Genomic DNA, 18100 nt, shown 5'->3' with positions numbered 1-18100 from the left:
AGTTCTATCTGGCGACGAATGTGTCTTCTCTAAGTGGCAGCAACAACAGGTGTAAGCGCCAGATACAAATGACACCGTCCTGCTAGATAGAAACGGCACTGCCGGTGCTTTCAGTGGGTCGCCGGTGTCATAGCCTTCCTCGGCAACGAGGACGCGCATGGTATGACGGTGCTGACGATGAGTGCTGCTGAGATCACCCGGTTCGACACGCTGATGCGGCTCGACCGCGGCGAGATCCGGATCCCGGACGCGATGGAGCTTCTTGGCCTCCAGCGGCGGCAAATCTACCGGCTGCTCGATCGCCTTCGACAGGAAGGCGCTGCTGGACTCGTGTCGCGCAAGCGCGGACGCCCGAGCAACCGCCGCTACAGCGACGCCTTTCGCGCCGAGGTCGTCGCTCTCGTGCGGGAAAACTATGCCGACTTCGGGCCGACGCTCGCGCGCGAATACCTTGCGGAGCGGCACGGCTTGGGCCTCTCGTGTGAGACGTTGCGTCAGATCATGATGGAGGCGGGCCTTTGGAAAGACCGCGCGGCCAGGCGCCCGCGCCCCTACCAACCCCGCTACCGGCGCGACTGTCGCGGCGAACTGGTCCAGGTCGACGGCTCGAAACACTGGTGGTTCGAGGACCGCGGCCCGCAATGCACGCTGCTGGTGTTCATCGACGACGCGACGAGCGAGCTGATGCACCTCGAGATGGTCGAGAGCGAAAGCACCTTTTCCTACATGCGCGCGACGCGGACGTACCTCGAGCGGCACGGCAAGCCGGTCGCCTTCTACACGGACAAGCACAGCGCGTTCCGCAACAACACAGCCTCGGCGAACGGCGACGGGATGACCCATCTCGGGCGGGCACTGGACCGGCTGAACATCGATCTGATCTGCGCGAACTCGCCGCAAGCGAAGGGGCGCGTCGAGCGGGCCAACGCGACGCTGCAGGACCGGCTCGTCAAGGCGATGCGGCTCCACCGCATCAACACCATCGACGAAGCCAACGCCTTCCTCCCCTCCTATATGGCGCAACACAACCAGCGGTTCGCCAAGGCGCCGTTCGACCCGCGCGATCTGCACCGACCGCTGGCCATCCACGAGAACCTTGAAGCCGAGATGGTCTGGCGCGAGCAGCGCACCGTCACCGGCGCCCTCACCCTGCACTACAACAAGGCCATGTTCATCCTGGAGCCGACCCCGGTCGCTCAGGGGCTAGCGCGCAAGAAGGTGGATGTGTGCGAATACCCGGACGGCCGCCTCGAGATCCAGCACGAGGGCGAGGTCCTGCCTTATCGCGTCTTCGACAAGATGCGCCGCGTGAACCAGGCACCGGTGGTCGACAACAAGCACCTCGACGCGGCGCTGGCGCTCGCCCATGCCATCCAGCAGGTGCAGCCGCACCACGCGAAGCGCAACAACAACGAACCGGCGCGTACCGCTCAGCCCGGCGGGGTGTTCAAGGCCCCCTCGCCCGTACCACCCGGGCCGAAGCTGGACCGCCGCAAACTTGGCAATCAGCGCCTGAAGCGAGGCCCCCGCCTCTCCAACGACGAACTCGTCGCGCGCGGCTTGGGCGAGTATGTCCGCCAACAGACGGGATAACTGCATGGCGCCCCTGCCAGCGTCTCACAAAGGATGGTGAAACGGGAATGTCAGCTTTCGCTGGCGGAATGTCGGACACGTTCAACGTCCAAACCACCGCCAGCATAGAAATTTATCGTGTGATCGCGATCTCTCAGAGTCCTGCGTACCACTCATATCCTGCAGCATCCTCCCAATACCCACCCTTGCCGCCATAGATGCCGGCAAGGCTTGGGACCGCCTCGATCCGCTGGACATATTTCGCGTGTTTATAGCCGAGCTGCCGCTCTACCCTGAGACGTAACGGCGCGCCGTTCTGGACCGGAAGCAGCTGGTCGTTGATCCCCCAAGCCAGGATCGTCTGCGGATGAACGGCGTCGATCCGGTCGATCGATTCATAGTACATGGTCCCGTTGGTCTGTGGGTCGGCACAATGAAACACGATAAAACGGGCTTGCGGACTGACACCTGCGCGATCCAGCAACAGCTTTAGGGGCACACCGTGCCATTTCGCGATCGCGCTCCAGCCCTCCACGCAGTCATGACGTGTGATCTGGGTTCGGGTCGGCATCGCCCTGATCTGGTCGAGCGAAAAGGCTTGCGGGTTAGCGACAGCGCCGTCGACCACCAGCCGCCAATCGTTGAAGTTGACGGCAAGATGCCGTGCATAATCGGTTCCGCCCGGCATCCGGGTGCCATTCGCTCGAAAAACGGGCGAGCGCTGCGAAGGAGCGAACTCCTCAGCTAGCGCCGTCCGGTCCTGCAATAGCCTCTGAAAGGCATAGTTGCCCCGCTCGCCGGATGCGAGGAGCGCGCGAAATTGCTCATTTTGCCCTAGACGGTCGCAGCCTGAGAGTATCGTGCCGGCGCCGGCTGCAAGGCTGCCGACAAGAGCGCGGCGTGTGAGAATCGTTGTCATTGCGTGTCCAAGGTCCGCTTGAGCTTGGCGATATGTTTGTCGGGATCGGGTGGCACTCGGAACCAGCCGGTCAACATCGAACGGACCTCGTTGATCGGACCCGCCAGTAGCACCAAAGTCAGGTGAACGACGATGAACGCAGCTATGATACCAGCGCAAATGAAATGCAGAGAGCGGGCCGACGAGCGACCGCCCAAAAGATCGAGCGGCCAGTGCATGACTGCGTTGAATCCGGGAGACAAGCTCAGCCCGGTCAGGATCAGCAGCGGGATAACGACGAATACGATCGAAATATACGCGATCTTCTGTAGGACGTTATACCGGAGCGCTTCTTGACCAGTGGGGAATTTTAGGCGCGCATGATCCTTCACGTCTTGCCAGAGGTGGGAAGGAGCAAGTTCGCTGCGCCGTAGCGTCAGGTCACGCTGGATGTGCCGGTTGACCAGACTGATGACCAGATGAGCAAGCAGGCCAAACGCGAGAATCCAAGCGAAGAACAGATGCCAGTGGCGAGCAAGCGCCAGATTGTATGTTGAGGGGATTGTTGCCCAGCCCGGAAAGCGCGGCGGAGACCACCACGGCTGATCGAAATTCGCGCCATACTCACCCCAATAAAGGTGCGGGTGGGCGTTCGAGATCATCAACCCGCTCATTAGCAGGACGATGATCGCCACCGCATTGGTCCAATGCCAAAGCCTTGTCGGCAATCGATGCCGGTACACCAGTTCGCCGCCGTGCTCTGCACGCTCGCGGGTCTCGGTGGCTGAAGTCGATAGCGGCTCGATCATCTGCAGCCTCCTCGGTACCGCACACCATCGGCTTCGTGCCGATAGTCGCGAGGGTTTTGTAACCCGGGGCCTGCATCCGGGTGGTCTGCCCAAGCGCCGGTCCGGCGTGTCGAGCGCATGGAGTGGAAAATTCCCATCATCATAATCCCAACTTCGATCGCTGACCGGCCGGAGTTACACGGCCGATGAAATATCGTCGGCCGATGTGCAGCCTCGCTAACTCGGCCGATCCCCAGCCGCGGACGGCACCGCCAACGGCTTACAGCTTGCGCGCTGCGGTGATCGGCCCGCCCGTACCCTGCTGCACCAGAACGGCGGAGCTCAGCCCGCGGGGTGCGCTGGGCAGCGGCAACTCCGTCACCGCGCCGGACCAATTGCCCAGCTTTACCAATTCCCGCACGATATTGCGGTGGGGGAGCGTCCGCCCCCCATTCTCTCCGGCGCGGATCGGCACCTCGACCGTCCGCGGATCGTAGCGGACCAGCCAGATCGTCGATGGAACGTCTTTGCCGGCAGCCAGAGTCAGGGCTCCATTGCGCACCGATATGGCAGGACCGCCACGCGCAGGGCCGGCGCGCTGTATAGCCGCTTCGAGCTGGGCACGATTGCTGCCAACGATAGTGGGCCCGCCGTTGATGATCACCTGCGGTGTCGCCACCTGTGGGCGACCAGCGGCACGCGCATAGTCCCATTGCCGCGCGGTCCAGGCGGGGGAGCCGAAAGTGTCCTTCCAGCCGAGCCGATCCCAGTAGGTCACGGCGAAGGATAAGGCGAGCACGCCCGGCGCATCCGCAATGGCGTTCACGTTGGCGTTGGCAGGCGGGCAGGACGAGCAGCCTTGGCTTTGGAACAGTTCGACCACCACAGGCGCGGCGGGCGTCCCGACGACGAGTGGTTTGACCGGGCGGGGCTGTGCGGCAGCTCCGGCGGGCGCCTGCCCGCAGCCGGCCAGCGCTAACAGGGACAGCAGGGAGAGGATGTTGTGCGTCATGCAGAGTGCCTCGGTGGGAGAGTACGAATGTTAAAAGGCGGTCGACCATTCGGTTACCCGGTCGGGCAGATGATCGAGTAGGAAGGCTTCGAGTTGGCGATCCACCCCTGTCAGGATGAAAATGCCGACGATTAACAGCAGTCCTCCAAGCACGATCTTGCCGCGACCGCCCGCTGCCATCATCCGCCCCCGCCAGCGGGCGAGCGCGCCGCGAGCGGCAAAGGCGATGACCAGCAGCACGGTGGAGATACCTAGTCCGAAGGCCGCCATCACCAGCGCTACTTCGCCCAGATCCTTCCCTTCCGCCGCCAGCGCCACCGCCGCGCCGAGCGTGGGGCCGACACAGGGTGCCCAGACGATGCCGAGCAATGCCCCGATCAGCGCTTGACCCCACAACCCGGCGCGGTCGTCGAGTGCGCTTTGCTGTCGGCTCGCCCAGGCTGCGGCAGGCGTGGCGATCCGTGAAAGCCCGTCCTGAAGGCGAGGTATCAGCAGGACGATGCCCACCAGGCACAGGATGATCGCGCCGGCGTTCCGGACGACAAGCGTATCGATCCCGAGCGCCTGCCCGAACGCGGCGACGACGAAGCCGGTCGCGGTGAACGCCAGCACCAGTCCCGCCGCAAGTGCCACGGGCGCGAAGCGGTGACGCTGCGCCGCCGACGACAGGACGATCGGTACCAGCGGCAGCACGCACGGCGACAGGATGGTGAGCGCGCCCGCCACATAGGCGAGCGCGGGGTTCAACGCCGAGGCCATTAGAGGATCAGGCCAGCGCGCCGCGGATCACCGCGGATACCTTGGCATCGTTGGTCTCGTGAGCGATGCGGCCGGTTTCGCGCTTGCCGCGAAAGCCGATCAGGGTCGACTGCATCGTCGCGCCGAACTTCTGCCAAAGCGGCTTCTGCGTGTCATAGTCGATCCGGAAGACCTGCATGTCGCGATAGGCGGGTTCGGCGATGACACGCTCGATCGTCTTTGCCTGCTGACGGCATACCGGGCACCACGGGGCATGGACCCAGACAAGGATCGGCTTGCCCGCCTTCTGCGCTGCATCGAACGCGGCCTGATTGAACGGTTTGACGGTCGGTGCCGCATGGGCGGGCGCCGCGATCGTGATGGGCGCGGCGATGACGGCGACGGACAGAAACATGGAACGCATCGGTGACCTCCCTTGATGGTTCCTGTCACTACGGGACAACCAGGAAGCCGGTTACACGGCACATGAATGAAAAGATGCCGTTGTAACCAAACGCCGCGCTCCCGCGTAGTCCGTGCACCGGCGCGTTGGAGGGTAGGACTGCATGGACGACGAACAGGTGCCGGTGACGAACGCTGGTCGTTCCGGACTATGCTTGGACGCTATGCCCCTTGATCATTCGCAATATCCCGCTCGATACTGATCGACGCGGCGTTGCGGGGTGTAGATGGGGCAAAGCGAAGATCAGCTCAAGGCATTGATGATCGGGGGGCTGGATGGCGACGCTGCCGCTCACGCTGCGCTACTGCGCGCGCTCGTCCCGCTGCTGGAACGTTTTTATCGCCGGCGGCTCGCCGGCAGCAACGAAGTGGATGACCTGGTGCAGGAAACCTTGATCGCCGTGCATGGCCGCCGGGCGACCTGGGATCGCGGCCGCCCCTTCACGGCGTGGCTCTATGCCATCGCACGCTATCGCATGATCGATCACCTGCGCCGACAGCGCCGGCACATCCCGATCGAGGACGTGGAGGCAATGCTGGTGACGGAGGGTTTCGAAGCATCCGCGAATGCCCGGATCGATGTCGCCCGTCTGCTGGGCACGCTGCCGCCCAAGCAGTCGCGAGCCATTCGGGACACGCATATCGACGGACAAAGCATCGCGGAGGCCGCTACCCGAGCCGGGATCGGGGAGTCCGACGTCAAGATTTCCGTGCATCGCGGCCTTCGTGCGCTCGCCGCCCGGCTGAAAGGGTGACGGCAATGAGCACTGAGAGCACCGAACAGTTGATCCGACAGCTCAGCCGCGACGTAGCGCGTGTGCCGCCTAACGCCGTCGCGCGGCGCATCGCCATCGGGATCGCGACCGGATGCGTCCTCGCGGCTCTCTACATGGGCGCCACGATCGGCGTTCGCCCCGATCTGGATGCGGCGATGCAAGGATCGTCCTTCTGGATCAAGGCCGCCTACACCCTGTCGATCGCGATGGTGGCGATGTCCACGGCGGTGAAGCTGGCTCGTCCGGACGCGAGCGTCCCGCGCGGCCTATGGCTGCTGGCGGTGCCGGCGCTCCTCCTGGCAGGCGTCGGGGTGGTCGAACTCGCCTCGACGCCCTCTGGCGACTGGCTGGCGATGTGGCTGGGCCAAAGCTGGCGGAGCTGTCCGTGGCACGTCCTGACCCTGTCGATCCCGATCTTCGCCGGATTGCTGTGGTCGTTCCGGCGTCTCGCGCCGACACACTTCAGGGCCGCCGGTGCTGCAGCGGGACTGAGCGCCGGGGGATGGGCGGCGACGATCTACTGCCTTCACTGCCCCGAGGTATCGGCCATCTTCGTGCTTACCTGGTACACACTAGGAATTGCCCTCGCCGCCAGCGTAGGAGCGCTGATGGGTCCAAGGCTCCTGCGCTGGTGACCGCGTGCGTCAGTCGCCGCGCGGCATTCGGCGTTGTCCGTCGACCGCGAGTGCGTAACAGGCTGCCAGCAGCACGGCGTCCTTCATCAGGAACTGGCCGGTCGACCCGAGAAACGGAGCGCCGTATCCCGCCTGCCAGAACGCGGGCGCACCCAATGAGAAGCTGAGCGTGACGCAAAAGGTGAATACGCCCATCGCACCGCCGGCGAGGCTTGCGAACGGATAGCGAGCGCCGAGCGCGATCATTGCTCCTGTCAGCAACTCGATAGTACCGATGACGTTGCTTGCGCCACGCTCGCCCCAGATCGGATACATCCAGCTAAAGAGCGGATAGTGGCTTGCGATCTTTGCCACGCCCTCGGCCTCATATGCCGCGAACTTGGCGATGCCGAATAATGCGAAAACGATGACGATCGACCATCGCAACGCAGCGATGGTGGTGGCGTCGTTCGGAACGTAGCTAGTCGTCATAAATCTCCCCTTTGGGAGCGCTTACGAAGCGGGACGGAGATGGGTTACAACGCCTCCCCAGCCAAGGCTCGCCCCCGACATTCCCGATTGGGAAGGTCGATCGAGATCCTGGGCCGCAAACCGGCTACGCCTCGCGGCTCCGGGGCTGATTTTCCCGAAATATGTTCCCGATTGTATTTTCCCGAAATGCGGCATCGGACATGGAGTTTCGGGAAAGGTCAGCCGCGTGAAAACCAGGGTAACCAAGCCCGCTGCTGGCGCAGCGGGTCCGGGGTCAGGAGCCGTGAGGTAATGGCATCAGCGGGGGCAGCGCTGCGCTGTTTGGATGGCTCCACGCTGCCCCCGCTGCTACCAGACGGTGTCATTTCTATCTGGTGACGATTATGTCTTCTCTAAATCGCGGGAACAACAGGAACGTGGCTTGTGCCGGCTTGGCAACAGCGGCTTAACCAGCGGCCGAACTCTTAACTTGGCTCAATAGTCGAGGTTGCGTTTTTCCATCTGTGCGGCCGCGAGGTCCGCGACCGGACCAGCGCCTTCGGCCAGCTCGTAGATCGCTATCACAGCCCTGTCGTCGAGACGCTCGACCATTGCCTGGACCGCTGACCAGTTAGCCACGTCGAGCGCGACCGTCGTGCTTTCGTTACCGGACACGGCGATCGGCCGCATCAGCCATCTTCGACCAGCGATCGGCCGAATGCAGCATACGGTCCCTAGCATGGGGCAGAACGAGCTGCTGGGCCTCGGCAAGGTCGGCCGCTGCCCTCGCGCGGTAGTCGGCTGCGGTATCGGCCATGAAGTCCCCTCAGTTTAGGCCAGCGTTCTAAAACCCTGGCCCGTTTATCACTTGCCGTTCATCCGATCGCGGACCGCCTTCGCCGGCGCGAACGTCAGCTTGCGTGACGCCGCGATCGTGATCGCCTCGCCCGTCGATGGGTTGCGCCCCTGACGCTCGGGGGTGTCCTTCAGCTTGAACTTGCCGAACCCGTTGAGGCTGACTTCCTCGCCGGTCGCGACGGCCGCGGTGATGTTCGCAAGGATCGCATCGATGACTTTCCTGGCGTCGGCCTTTGCGAGGCCATGGGTGTTGGAGATCTGCTCGGCCAGATCGGATGTAGTCGTCATGAACACGTCCCGGTGGTGAATGATTGTACCGGCCTAGCCCGGTTCATGCCGAACCGCCATCGGGAGTTGCCTCCTGCGCGCTCATCTCACCCTCGTAGGGGCGGACGAGCTTCAGGGCATCTTCATGGCTCCCGTCGAGCCATGTCGTAAAATCGCGGGGGTGGAGGATCGCCGGCATCGCCTTGGGATGCCAGGGCGCGACGGCGGGGTTGGGAGAGGTGGTGCAGAAGGCATAGGCATCGCCGCGCTCGGTCGGCCGCCACAGACCGGCGAAGAAGGCGATGGGCTGGTCAGGCAGCGAGAACCACATCTGGCGGGGTTTGCCGTCATCGCCCTTCCCGCCCTCGGGATGTGGTTCGGCGAAATGCGTGAACGGGACCAGGCAGCGGCGATCGGGACTGGCGATCGACGGCTTCCACATCGACGATGAGAGATTCCGCGCATTGGTGACGAACTTGTCCAGCTTGACCGCCGGGTCGCGCTTGCTCGCTACCTTGGTCGGGAAGCCCCATTCCATCGCGATCGGCTCAAGCGGGCGGTTACGCTCCCCTGCCCGCCTGACGACCAAGCCATAGCGCGCGGTCTTCTTGCCGGTCGGGAAGATCTCGCGCGGCACCGGGTAGGTCTCGTCCTCGGGATACGGCGGCTCGAACCCGACCGACCGCATCACCGCGGCCTGTTTGGCGCTCAGGCGATATCGGTTGCAGATCGGTCCACTCCTTTAATCTGTTTGGCTCAGAAGAACTCCCGGCCACCACGATACTCGCGCCAGGCATTATCCCATTTCGTGCCGACGTCGCCACTAACCGGCCGCGCGCCGACGTCGAATCCGGCCATCACGTCGTCGATATGCGGTGCCGGCGCCGGCGTGTTGAACGGCGCGATCCCGCGCGCCTTCAGGTGCCAGACATAGGCGCACTCGTGATCGGTGACCGGCGCGGCCTTCCCCCACGCCACGTCCTGGAACTGGCGCTGCGCCGCGCTCCTCGGCCGGCGCTCGCGCAGACGCAGCGCATCGTAGAACAGCAGATGCTCGCGCAGCAGCGCCTCGTAGCGTTCGATCGTGCGCGGGTTTTCGCCGTCCTGCTCCACCGTGCCCACTCCGTCAGTACGGGTGAAAATCCTCGCCAAACTCAATCCGATATGCTAGGCTTTGCAAGCCTAATTCTGACCAGCACGGTCAGCCACGGATTGAGGAAGGAGCGGCCATGTTGAACCACGAACCTGGCCAGATGGACTGGGATCGGTTCCCAATCGGTGGCTCGTCTTCAAACGGATATATCAATCCTAGCAACATGTACGATCAAATGACGCATGTAGGCCGGGAGGCATTGGCTGAAGCCACTAGACACGATGAATTTGAGCCACCCGAAGTGAGCGACAACTCACATGCAAAGCTTTTCTTTGTGTTTATTGCAATAGTAATGGCTTTCGCCTTCATCTTCACTCCCGGCCATTCCTAAGCTGGAACCGCCTCGGATCGACCGGAGCGCCATCCTTCCATAATTCATAATGAAGGTGCGAACCGGTCGATTTCCCGGTGCTGCCAACACGCCCGATCACCGCCCCAGCTTCGACCGTGCTGCCGACCTGGAAGCCAGACCGATCCTGCATGTGGAAGTATTTGCTCTGCGACCCGTCGCCGTGCTGCAGGACCACATAATTGCCGGCCCCGTTGGCCTGGAAGTCGTTTCGGATGACCTGGCCCGATGCAGGTGCGCGGATCTCCGTCCCTGCTGGCGCGGCAATATCCACCCCTCGGTGATGCCGTCCGGGCTCGCCAGTGACCGGGTCGATCCGACCACCCATTCCCGAACTCAGCCGCCCCGAAATCGGCAGCATCGCACGTTCACCGCGCGGGACTTCGTAAACATGGCTGGTGCCAGCTCCGATCCCGAGATTGTCACGGACCCAGTTGCGCGCGCCCTCAACACCGGGAAGTGTCGTCGTGATCCACGCATCATTGCGTTCTTGGACATGGTCACCTAGCTGACCCGCCGTCCCTCTCGCCTCGTCGACACCGTTGCCGACCTCGAATGCACCACGGGTGATGCGCGCTGACGCATTCGGGATCGCGTCTGCGACATTGCCGGCCAAGTCGAGATCGCGCGAACTTTCGCGGATCGACACGTCCGGTCCTTGTGCCCTGACACCGGCTGCGCGCTGGTTGCCCCATTGGTTTACCGCACCCGGGGTCGCCGATGCGGGGCCATGCAACTGCCCCGACAGACGCTCAGGCACGCTTACACCCAGTTCGTCGCGGACCGATGCGACGCGGCGCTCCATAAATTCGCCAAGCAGGATATCGCGCACCTGTTCCTGTTGCGGCGTGCGCGGCATGACCATGCCTGGCGTCCACCCGAACTGCGACAGCGTGTCGTCGCCGAGAAGCCGCTCCTGGGCATACACGACAAACTCCTGGCTCTCGTTCCGATTGAGCGACCAGCCCCGCGCCGAGGCCTCCCTGACATCGTTGCTGACCCGCTGGAACGTCTCTTCGGCTCGAGTTGCTTCCAACGACGCCGACCGCGATTCCCCGACGCTGACGCCCAGCTTCTGCGACAGCGACCGAACCTCGCTATCTCCGCTCGTGCTAGATTCACGCATGAATTCGTCGCGTGCTGCCCGGGCCTGCGTCGAGTTAGTTTCCTTTGTAATGTAGTCTTGTAATTCCCCGTAGGCGTTATCGGCCGACAGCGTCCTGTTCGTATTTTCGGTCGCGATCGATGCGATTTTACCGCTGAGGCCAGCCCTTCCGGTGACGCCCCACAACTTCTTAAGAACTTCTATGCCGGCGTTCGCGTCGCCTGTGGTCTGCGAAGCACGGGCGACTTGCTGTGCATCGGACTCACTAAGACCAAAGCGATTGCTCAGTCCGGTGGAAAGGCTCCGAGATGCCTCCGTCATTCTGGTGATGCTGTTATTGAACCCCGACCCCGTCTCGGTCGAACTACCACGCCGATGCTCAGCGGCCGTCAACAGATCCGTCGCCGTCGTCGCCGTCGCGTTCCAGGATTGCGATGCCGCGCTGCGGAGCGACTGGGTGTGCGTCTGCCCGTCCGAGAGCGCCCGGCTCATGCTGCTGTCGAACCCGGCGGTCCGCGTCGGCGTGAATGCGAGGTTCGAGATGCCCTGGCGGGTATCGAACGCGTTGGTCCCGTCCGCGAAGCCGTACGTCACGCCACCGTCGGCGTTGGTGAACGTGCCGACCGAATAGCCCGAATTGAACTTGGGCTGATCGTCGAACTTGTTCGCCTGGGTCATGCCCGACGTCAGGTTCTGGAATGAGGTATTGCCGTACGAGTAGTTGCCGGTGGTGCGCTCGGTCGCGGCCTGTTCGGCCGCGCTGTGCGCCGGTTGCAACATCGAGGTCGCATGCCCCGCGATCGCCATCGCGCCGCGCGCCATCCCGCCGGCGATGAACGGCACGCTCATCATCAGGAAGCCGGCGAGCGTCGAGATCGATTCATTGACGCTCGCCATGCCGTCCGAAACCAGCAGCGTCGGCCCGATCGGCGCCGCCGCGTGATAGAGGCTCGCCGCCCTGCTCATCACGAACATGTGCAGGATGACGTAGAGCGGCCCCCAGGAGGCGAGGTAGAAGAACCCGGTCGCATAGCCCTTGAGCGTCTGCAGGCCGGTCCTGGGGAACAGGAACAGCGGGAAAAGCACCGGGAACATCGCGTAGAATACGACCGTCAGGACGATGCCGAGAAGCGGCACCCAGGTCATCGCCTGCGTAGCGATCGAGGTGTAGGTGTTCTTGGCCTGGGCGTCCGCGCGCTGCGACGCATAGGCGTCCCACCCGGCGTCTGAGAAGCTCTCGCGCGCGGCCAGGAACGCGTCAATCATCGAGATCTGTTTCAGGTACGAATAGGCATCGGTCGAGGTGCCGTGCATCTGCGCCGCGACCACCGGCAGGTCATCGCGAATGCGCTGCGCCGCGATCGTGTCGGCGATGCCAGGATAGGCGTTCCTGGCGAACGGGATCAGATCCTTGTCGTAGGCCGTCTGCCACTGGGCATCCATGCGCGAATAGGCTTCGTTGCACGGGATTATCGAATTTTCGGTGGTGCCGGGACCGGTCGAACTGATCCAGCGCTGGCTGCGCGCCGGCGACCCCGGCCCGATCGACTCCCACAGGTTGCTGGTCTTGGTCAGGTCGTCCATCGCCTTGAAGCCGAGCAGCACGTCATAGAAGGTGCATTGCTTCAGATGCTCATCGAGGTTGGCGCGGAACACGCTGTCGGTGATCTGGAACGTGCGTGCCTTGTCCATCAGCCGCGCGCCGTAGATCATGCCGTTGTTGGTCAGCGCGAGCGCGTTGGGCATGACGAACACGGTCTCGGCCGAGCGCGTCATCCAGTCGCCGACCTGGCTCGTAAACGAGGCCATCACGCCCAGGCCCAGCGGCACGTTGTCGACCACCGAGGGCGCGAGCGCGGGGTTGATCCGGTCGGTCACCTTCACCGTGACGGTCGGGACCATCAGCATCATGTAGATGAGCGTCGACTGGAGGAACCAGTTGAACCACGCCCGCCAGTCGAGCGAGAAGGCGACGACGAACAGCGAGTAGATGAAGCCCATCACCATCACGACCTGGAGCATCGAGCGGTAGCCCCCGCCCCCGGTCCATGCCGCGACCGCGTTGAAGACGTTGACGATATATTCGCCCCCGCCGATCGTGAAGACTTCGAGCCCGCCCATCGCCGTCGCTCCCTTGCCGCCGTTTACCGCAAGCCCTGCGCGCTGAGGCCGCGTCCGAACCGGAGCGAAGCCGACAACTGCGGGCTCATGGTGTTCTTGAGGGTGGATTCCATGAACTGGGTGTACTGGATCACCCGGTAGGTATTGGAGATCTGCCCGGCCATCTTCTCGCTGCGCCGCGACAGCTCGGTCTTCACGCTGTCGACCTGGGCGCGCCACGCCTTGAACTCGTCGGTCGAGACGAACTTCGCGCCCGCCTGCGCCTGCGAGATCGTGTCCAGCATCCGGTCGAGCATCGACATCAGCATGTCGATCGCGACCATCTCGGCGAGCGTCGCGCGATCGCCGCCCGAGAGGCCCATGTGCGCCGCCTCGTTGACGACGAGGATCTTGTAGAGCGGGATCGACGTCATGCCCAGCAGCGCGATCTCGTCACCCGACAGCGCGGCGTTGGAGCGGATCTTGCCCGACATGCTGTCCATCGCCTTCAGGACGCGCGTACGCAGCGCCTCGTTGGTCGAGATGCTCAGCTTGGTGGGCGTGGGCTTCAGACACCCCTTGTCGTCGGTCGTGTCGCACTGCCACACATCGGTCGGTGCCGAGGCGGTGCCGTCGAGCAGCGCCTGATAGGTGTCCCAGCTGGCCGGCGCGATGAACTGGAACGCGCCCATGCTGTCCTTGGCCTTGGTCGCGTCATAGATGATCGTGCCGACCATCGTCATGAGGAACTCGGCATATTCGCGGGACGGCTTGGTCGCGCTTTTGGCGTTCAGCGCATACCAGGTGTAATTCTTCGACTGGACCAATTCGGCATCGTCGCCGGCACGCGCGATCGTATCCTCACGCTCGCCCTTGTTGGTGCAGCCGTGGCGCGCCGCAGCCGCGTCGGAGAAGAACCCCTTCGCCCCGCCGACCTGCTGGCAGATCGTCGAGGACGCCCCGTCCATCGCCGGCCACAGCGAGCCGACCGCCTGCTGCGCCGCTTCGCACGAGGACATGTTGAACGCGTTCAGCTGCTGCACGCGCTGGCTCATGTCCTTCATCACCCCGCCGATCTGCGCGGAGATGCTGTCGATCGCGAGCTGGAAGGCGAAGCCGATCGCGTTGTTGGCGGTCGCCTTGAGCATCGCCACGATCTCGTCGGCGTTGATGAACGAGAACGACCCCGCGAACAGGTCGATGCCACCGCAGCCGCCACGCGCGCTGGGGAGCGCGACGCTGACCGGGTTGATCGACTTCTGCGGAAAGCGGCTCCACAGCGAACCACCCGAGTAATAACCCGCCGACTGCCCCTGAAAGGCGGTCGGGCCGGTCACGTTGGCGGCCGCGCCCGACTTGTTGAAATAGCTGTTCATCTCGCCCTGGACGTCGGCCAGCGCCGGCGTCGCGACGAGACCGCCCAATGCGAGGATCATGCTGGCCTGCGCGAGAACCGCGGCGCAGAAGCGGACGATCGAGCGGACCATCAGAAGTCACTCCCGGGCTTGACGCTGGTCAGTGTGAAGATGCGGTTCATCACCTCGTCGGCCGCCATCACGCCGTAGCCGATCGGCATCGGCTGCTTGGTGACGGTGTCGAACAGGACGAGCGCGGGCACCTGCTGGCCGCGCATCCCCATCGCCTTGTACTGGCCGGTGTCGACCGTGTAGTTCGGGAAGGCGCGGGTCGGCCCGCCATCGAGCGAGATCGCCATGACGGTCAGGCCGAAACGGTCCGAGACGCTGCGCATGATCGGCCCGAAGGTCTCGCAGGCGGCACACGCCGACGAATAGAAATAGAACACGCCGTACCGCTGCGAGATCTGCGACAGGACGCGCTCGCGATCGGCGTTACGCGTATCGAGCCAGGTCCGCTTGCCCAGCTGGCTGACGGGGCGCTGGAGCGTGTAGTCGAGGTCAGGGTTCTGCCACACCGTGCGCTGCCACATGTCGGCGAACGACGAGGCGCGGTCGAGCTGCTCGCGCTGGAAGGCGATATAGTGGCTGATATTCTCGGGCGTCGGCTCGAGGATCGCCCGCGCCTTCAGTTCCTCGAGCTGTTTGGAGATCGCCGCCAGTTGCTCGGCCGACGACCGCGTAGGCTGCGCCGACCGCTGCTCGGCGGGCTTGGCCTTCGGCTTGTCGCAATAGAACCAGGTGCCGAGCCGCCGCTCGCGGCAGTAGAAGTCGTCGCCGGTCTGCGCCGCGACGCGGTCGGCCGAGCCGAGATCGTCCGCGCCGCCGTAGCTGTCCTGGCCGCCATCGCGGCCGTCGTCACCGACATCGCGGCTCGACGACACCGAATCCGGCAGCGGCGTCAGGTCCTGCGCCGTCGCCGGCGTCAGCACGGGCGACGCGACCGAGAGGATGAGAGCGAGGGTCAGGGCCTTGCGCATGTCAGTCGTCCTTCTTCTTCTGCTTTTCGCGATCTTCCTGTTCGCGGCGGGTGAGGTAGGATTTGAGCGTCCCGAGGAGCGACGGCTCCTGAAGCGACACGAGCTGCGCCATGTCGTCGGCGAGGATACGGAACAGGTTGCCGTACACCCCGATGATGAGGTTGCGGGCGTGCCGGCGCGGGTAGAGTGTCTCGCCCCGGCGCAGGATGAGATTGGCGCGGATCAGCCGCGCGATCGTCGGTTCGAGATCGGCGACGCAGAGCTTCGTATCGAACCAGCTGTCGAGCGTCGGGATGAGGAACCCGGCCGGGTGCGGTCCGGCGCGCAGGAGTGCGATCAGCACCGCGAATTCCGCGACCGAAAGGTCGGGAAACGGACGATGGTCCGACAGATGCGTCACGCCGGTCATTGGTTCTTCTTCGCCTCGTAATAGGCCTTGATCCGCTCCTGGATCTGGCGTGAGGTTTCGATCTCGTCGGGCAGCTTCGCGGCGTCGACGAACTCGGCATAGACCTCGGTGAAATCCATCACCGACAGATCGAGGCGCGAGAATTCGTCGAGCGTGAACCCCTTGCAGGTTTCCTTCTTGGCGCTGCCCCACGGCTTGTTGATCTGCGGGCGACCCTGTTCCTGCAGGATGCGCGACAGCTTGCTCTCGAAGCAGCAATAGGCCGTCTTCTTGGAGGTGCAGATGCCCAGCACCTTGTCCGAGCAATATTCGCCCAGCTTGTGGCACATCCCCATCCGGTCCTGCACGTCGAGCAGCTTCTCGTCGTTCGAGCACATGAACATCGTCAGGAACGGCGTCGCGAGCGCGGCGATCGCCACCGGCCCGCCCGCGATCGCGGCCGCGCCGGCAGCGGTCGTGATGAGGCCCGACGCCTTGCCCGCGCAGCAGTTGACCAGTCCGAACACCGGCTTGTGGCAGGTCTGCCGCTTGCCCGAGAACAGCGTCAGCGTATCGGGATCGAACTCGGCATTGGCCTGGCCCAGCGCGTGCAGCCCGACCACGGCGTCCTTGAACTCGGTCGACGCCTCGCGCTCGACCGGTTCGCATTCGCCGTCGATGCAATAGACGTCATCACCGCAGATATATTGCTTGGGACCGGTCGAAGGCGGCGTCGGGACCGGGCATTTGTAGACCTTCGTCGTGACCTGGCACGGACCGGACTGCGGATCGTCGAGGCACTCGTCACGCAGGAAGGTGCATTTCCCGCCGTTCTCCAGATCGCTGCAATCGGACGCCTGGGTGATGCGCTGACAGGTGAACGGCCGCGACCACGCCCAGCACGATGCCGTGACCGACACACCGTCGATGATCCGCGTCTCAGGCCCCTCGGTGCAGACCTCCGGGCCGGTCGCGGTGCAGGCGGTGTCGGACACCAGCGCCGGACAGCTTCCCTCATTGCGCGTCAGCGTGACCTCGCGCGTGCCTTCCTTCCTGAGATACACCGTGCCGGTCGCGTAATTCTGGTGGGCCGGGATCTCGGCCTGGGGTATTTCGGCCGAGCAGGAATAGAGCTGCGCGTTGGTGCGCATCGACGACTGCTTCTTGCACCATTTGCGATAGGACTCGACGTTGCCGCCGCCCGCCCCCAATTCGATCTGCGCATCGCAGATATGCGGCGTCCCCGCCTCGACCCGGCACAGGCCGGCGCTGACCTTGGCCTGCATGACGCTGTTGCGCGCGAACCCCTGGCCCTCGTTCTGGTCGCGCACGCCGTAGTAGAAGTACCTGAGCGTATCGACGATTACCGGGTCCATCCTGCCGGTGCAGGTCGCAGGCGTTTCCTCGAGCTTCGCGCCCTTGTTGCAGGTCGCCTCGTAATAATCGGTGGTGCCATTGGGCGGCAGCGGCTTGCAGCTGCTATCGACACCGCCCACCGACTGACCGGCCAGATAGCTGTTGGGGTCCTTCTCGACGTCCTGCGCGCGCGTGAGGTCGCCGGCGGGCACGGTCACGACCTTGCGGCCCGGATCGGTGACCAGCTGCCATGCCTCGTTAGCACCCGCAGCCGACCCGCCCGCCGCGATCAGCGCGTCGGGATCGTCGGCATAGGCTTCGCCGGGCTGCGTGCCGCTGCTGAAGCCAGGGATGGTCGAGGGAAGGTCGGTCGAGGAGATGATGCCGCCCGATGCCTGTCGCGCCGGGGTCGCCAGCGCCTTCGCCGCGGCGCGTGCCGCCGCCATGTCCCCTTTGGGATAGGTGTAGGTCGAACTGCTCGACTGCGCGCTCGGCTCGGCCGCGACAGCATTGCTCGACGCTGCGGGCTGAACCGTGCGGGCCGTGCTGGCGGTGGTCCGCGCGGGAGCCGCGCTCGGCTCGGCGACGCTGGTCACCGTCGTCCTGGCGACCGGCGCGGATGTGGGTGTGGGGGTCGGGGTGGGCTTGGGGGTCGTGTCGCTGAAGTAGGTGTAGTCGCCCAGGCCGTAGAAGTCGCCGACGCCCTGCTGGCCCTGCTGGGTGGACTGGGCCTGGGCGAGCGCCTGCGCTGCCAGGACCGGCGCGAGGAGACCGATCAGGAGGCGGCCCCCCCGCATG

19 protein-coding genes are annotated in these 18100 nt (G+C 64.3%); 4 read left to right on the top strand and 15 right to left on the bottom strand.

Annotation, left to right across the window (positions count from 1 at the left end; genetic code table 11):
• Positions 1-162 precede the first annotated feature (162 nt).
• Positions 163-1593, top strand: a complete 1431-nt coding sequence (locus PPZ50_RS17275) for an ISNCY family transposase (protein ID WP_066760133.1) — start codon at positions 163-165, stop codon at positions 1591-1593.
• A gap of 133 nt (positions 1594-1726) precedes the next feature.
• Here the strand turns inward: PPZ50_RS17275 and PPZ50_RS17270 are convergent, their stop codons facing one another.
• The 5 genes from PPZ50_RS17270 to PPZ50_RS17250 form a co-directional block, all read right to left on the bottom strand.
• Entirely contained in the window at positions 1727-2491 is a 765-nt protein-coding gene (locus PPZ50_RS17270; RefSeq protein WP_066760134.1) for a molybdopterin-dependent oxidoreductase, read from the bottom strand.
• Positions 2488-3279, bottom strand: coding sequence for a cytochrome b/b6 domain-containing protein (locus PPZ50_RS17265; protein WP_066760136.1), 792 nt, complete (start codon positions 3277-3279; stop codon positions 2488-2490). The genes PPZ50_RS17270 and PPZ50_RS17265 overlap by 4 nt, the downstream gene beginning before the upstream one ends.
• Positions 3280-3538: 259 nt before the next feature.
• Positions 3539-4270: a DUF1223 domain-containing protein gene (locus PPZ50_RS17260; protein WP_066760138.1), complete on the bottom strand. Its 732-nt coding sequence runs from the start codon at positions 4268-4270 to the stop codon at positions 3539-3541.
• A 30-nt stretch (positions 4271-4300) separates the two neighbouring features.
• Complete coding sequence (locus tag PPZ50_RS17255; RefSeq protein ID WP_241215454.1) at positions 4301-5017, bottom strand: cytochrome c biogenesis CcdA family protein; 717 nt, start codon at positions 5015-5017, stop codon at positions 4301-4303.
• 19 nt (positions 5018-5036) lie between these two features.
• Entirely contained in the window at positions 5037-5432 is a 396-nt protein-coding gene (locus PPZ50_RS17250; protein ID WP_082731213.1) for a thioredoxin family protein, read from the bottom strand.
• Between the two features lie 265 nt (positions 5433-5697).
• Here PPZ50_RS17250 and PPZ50_RS17245 point away from each other — a divergent pair, with 265 nt between their 5' ends.
• Entirely contained in the window at positions 5698-6225 is a 528-nt protein-coding gene (locus PPZ50_RS17245; protein WP_066760140.1) for a sigma-70 family RNA polymerase sigma factor, read from the top strand.
• Positions 6226-6230: 5 nt separating this feature from the next.
• Entirely contained in the window at positions 6231-6881 is a 651-nt protein-coding gene (locus PPZ50_RS17240) for a DUF1109 domain-containing protein (protein ID WP_066760187.1), read from the top strand.
• A 9-nt stretch (positions 6882-6890) separates the two neighbouring features.
• Here PPZ50_RS17240 and PPZ50_RS17235 read toward each other — a convergent pair whose 3' ends face one another.
• From PPZ50_RS17235 to PPZ50_RS17215, 5 genes are all read right to left on the bottom strand, one after another.
• Positions 6891-7352, bottom strand: a complete 462-nt coding sequence (locus PPZ50_RS17235; protein WP_066760141.1) for a YkgB family protein — start codon at positions 7350-7352, stop codon at positions 6891-6893.
• Positions 7353-7826: 474 nt separating this feature from the next.
• Positions 7827-8021 carry a hypothetical protein gene (locus PPZ50_RS17230; protein ID WP_010409232.1) on the bottom strand — a complete coding sequence of 65 codons (195 nt, stop codon included), beginning with the start codon at positions 8019-8021 and terminating at the stop codon, positions 7827-7829.
• Between the two features lie 174 nt (positions 8022-8195).
• Positions 8196-8477 carry an HU family DNA-binding protein gene (locus PPZ50_RS17225; protein WP_066760143.1) on the bottom strand — a complete coding sequence of 94 codons (282 nt, stop codon included), beginning with the start codon at positions 8475-8477 and terminating at the stop codon, positions 8196-8198.
• Positions 8478-8520: 43 nt separating this feature from the next.
• Positions 8521-9144: an SOS response-associated peptidase family protein gene (locus PPZ50_RS17220; protein ID WP_066760145.1), complete on the bottom strand. Its 624-nt coding sequence runs from the start codon at positions 9142-9144 to the stop codon at positions 8521-8523.
• Positions 9145-9212: 68 nt separating this feature from the next.
• Positions 9213-9608 carry a hypothetical protein gene (locus tag PPZ50_RS17215; RefSeq protein ID WP_272815859.1) on the bottom strand — a complete coding sequence of 132 codons (396 nt, stop codon included), beginning with the start codon at positions 9606-9608 and terminating at the stop codon, positions 9213-9215.
• Between the two features lie 77 nt (positions 9609-9685).
• Here PPZ50_RS17215 and PPZ50_RS17210 point away from each other — a divergent pair, with 77 nt between their 5' ends.
• Positions 9686-9940, top strand: a complete 255-nt coding sequence (locus PPZ50_RS17210; RefSeq protein ID WP_029623254.1) for a hypothetical protein — start codon at positions 9686-9688, stop codon at positions 9938-9940.
• Here the strand turns inward: PPZ50_RS17210 and PPZ50_RS17205 are convergent.
• From PPZ50_RS17205 to PPZ50_RS17185, 5 genes are read right to left on the bottom strand one after another with little or no spacing between them, the layout of a single operon-like run.
• A complete protein-coding gene (locus tag PPZ50_RS17205) occupies positions 9921-13184 on the bottom strand; it encodes a conjugal transfer protein TraG N-terminal domain-containing protein (RefSeq protein WP_064312071.1) in 3264 nt (1087 codons plus the stop codon). The genes PPZ50_RS17210 and PPZ50_RS17205 overlap by 20 nt on opposite strands.
• Before the next feature lie 23 nt (positions 13185-13207).
• Entirely contained in the window at positions 13208-14650 is a 1443-nt protein-coding gene (locus PPZ50_RS17200; protein WP_064312070.1) for a conjugal transfer protein TraH, read from the bottom strand.
• Entirely contained in the window at positions 14650-15558 is a 909-nt protein-coding gene (traF, locus tag PPZ50_RS17195) for a conjugal transfer protein TraF (RefSeq protein WP_064312069.1), read from the bottom strand. Before traF ends, PPZ50_RS17200 begins: the two co-directional genes overlap by 1 nt.
• A gap of 1 nt (position 15559) precedes the next feature.
• Complete coding sequence (locus tag PPZ50_RS17190) at positions 15560-15967, bottom strand: hypothetical protein (RefSeq protein WP_064312068.1); 408 nt, start codon at positions 15965-15967, stop codon at positions 15560-15562.
• Positions 15964-18099 (bottom strand): conjugal transfer protein TraN, encoded by a 2136-nt coding sequence (locus PPZ50_RS17185; RefSeq protein ID WP_064312067.1) that lies wholly within the window; start codon positions 18097-18099, stop codon positions 15964-15966. The genes PPZ50_RS17190 and PPZ50_RS17185 overlap by 4 nt, the downstream gene beginning before the upstream one ends.
• Between the last annotated feature and the right edge of the window lies 1 nt (position 18100).

The organism is Sphingomonas hankookensis (assembly GCF_028551275.1).
GTDB lineage: Bacteria > Pseudomonadota > Alphaproteobacteria > Sphingomonadales > Sphingomonadaceae > Sphingomonas > Sphingomonas hankookensis_A.
Note: the sequence above shows the minus strand (reverse complement) of the source record. Positions and strands in the feature narration are given on the sequence as shown.

Coding starts and splice junctions, on each gene's coding strand:
- PPZ50_RS17275 (WP_066760133.1), top strand. CDS start 163: ATGACGGTGCTGACGATGAGTGCTGCTGAGATCACCCGGTTCGACACG.
- PPZ50_RS17270 (WP_066760134.1), bottom strand. CDS start 2,491: ATGACAACGATTCTCACACGCCGCGCTCTTGTCGGCAGCCTTGCAGCC.
- PPZ50_RS17265 (WP_066760136.1), bottom strand. CDS start 3,279: ATGATCGAGCCGCTATCGACTTCAGCCACCGAGACCCGCGAGCGTGCA.
- PPZ50_RS17260 (WP_066760138.1), bottom strand. CDS start 4,270: ATGACGCACAACATCCTCTCCCTGCTGTCCCTGTTAGCGCTGGCCGGC.
- PPZ50_RS17250 (WP_082731213.1), bottom strand. CDS start 5,432: ATGCGTTCCATGTTTCTGTCCGTCGCCGTCATCGCCGCGCCCATCACG.
- PPZ50_RS17245 (WP_066760140.1), top strand. CDS start 5,698: ATGGGGCAAAGCGAAGATCAGCTCAAGGCATTGATGATCGGGGGGCTG.
- PPZ50_RS17240 (WP_066760187.1), top strand. CDS start 6,231: ATGAGCACTGAGAGCACCGAACAGTTGATCCGACAGCTCAGCCGCGAC.
- PPZ50_RS17235 (WP_066760141.1), bottom strand. CDS start 7,352: ATGACGACTAGCTACGTTCCGAACGACGCCACCACCATCGCTGCGTTG.
- PPZ50_RS17230 (WP_010409232.1), bottom strand. CDS start 8,021: ATGCGGCCGATCGCCGTGTCCGGTAACGAAAGCACGACGGTCGCGCTC.
- PPZ50_RS17225 (WP_066760143.1), bottom strand. CDS start 8,477: ATGACGACTACATCCGATCTGGCCGAGCAGATCTCCAACACCCATGGC.
- PPZ50_RS17220 (WP_066760145.1), bottom strand. CDS start 9,144: ATGCGGTCGGTCGGGTTCGAGCCGCCGTATCCCGAGGACGAGACCTAC.
- PPZ50_RS17210 (WP_029623254.1), top strand. CDS start 9,686: ATGTTGAACCACGAACCTGGCCAGATGGACTGGGATCGGTTCCCAATC.
- PPZ50_RS17205 (WP_064312071.1), bottom strand. CDS start 13,184: ATGGGCGGGCTCGAAGTCTTCACGATCGGCGGGGGCGAATATATCGTC.
- PPZ50_RS17200 (WP_064312070.1), bottom strand. CDS start 14,650: ATGGTCCGCTCGATCGTCCGCTTCTGCGCCGCGGTTCTCGCGCAGGCC.
- traF (WP_064312069.1), bottom strand. CDS start 15,558: ATGCGCAAGGCCCTGACCCTCGCTCTCATCCTCTCGGTCGCGTCGCCC.
- PPZ50_RS17190 (WP_064312068.1), bottom strand. CDS start 15,967: ATGACCGGCGTGACGCATCTGTCGGACCATCGTCCGTTTCCCGACCTT.
- PPZ50_RS17185 (WP_064312067.1), bottom strand. CDS start 18,099: ATGCGGGGGGGCCGCCTCCTGATCGGTCTCCTCGCGCCGGTCCTGGCA.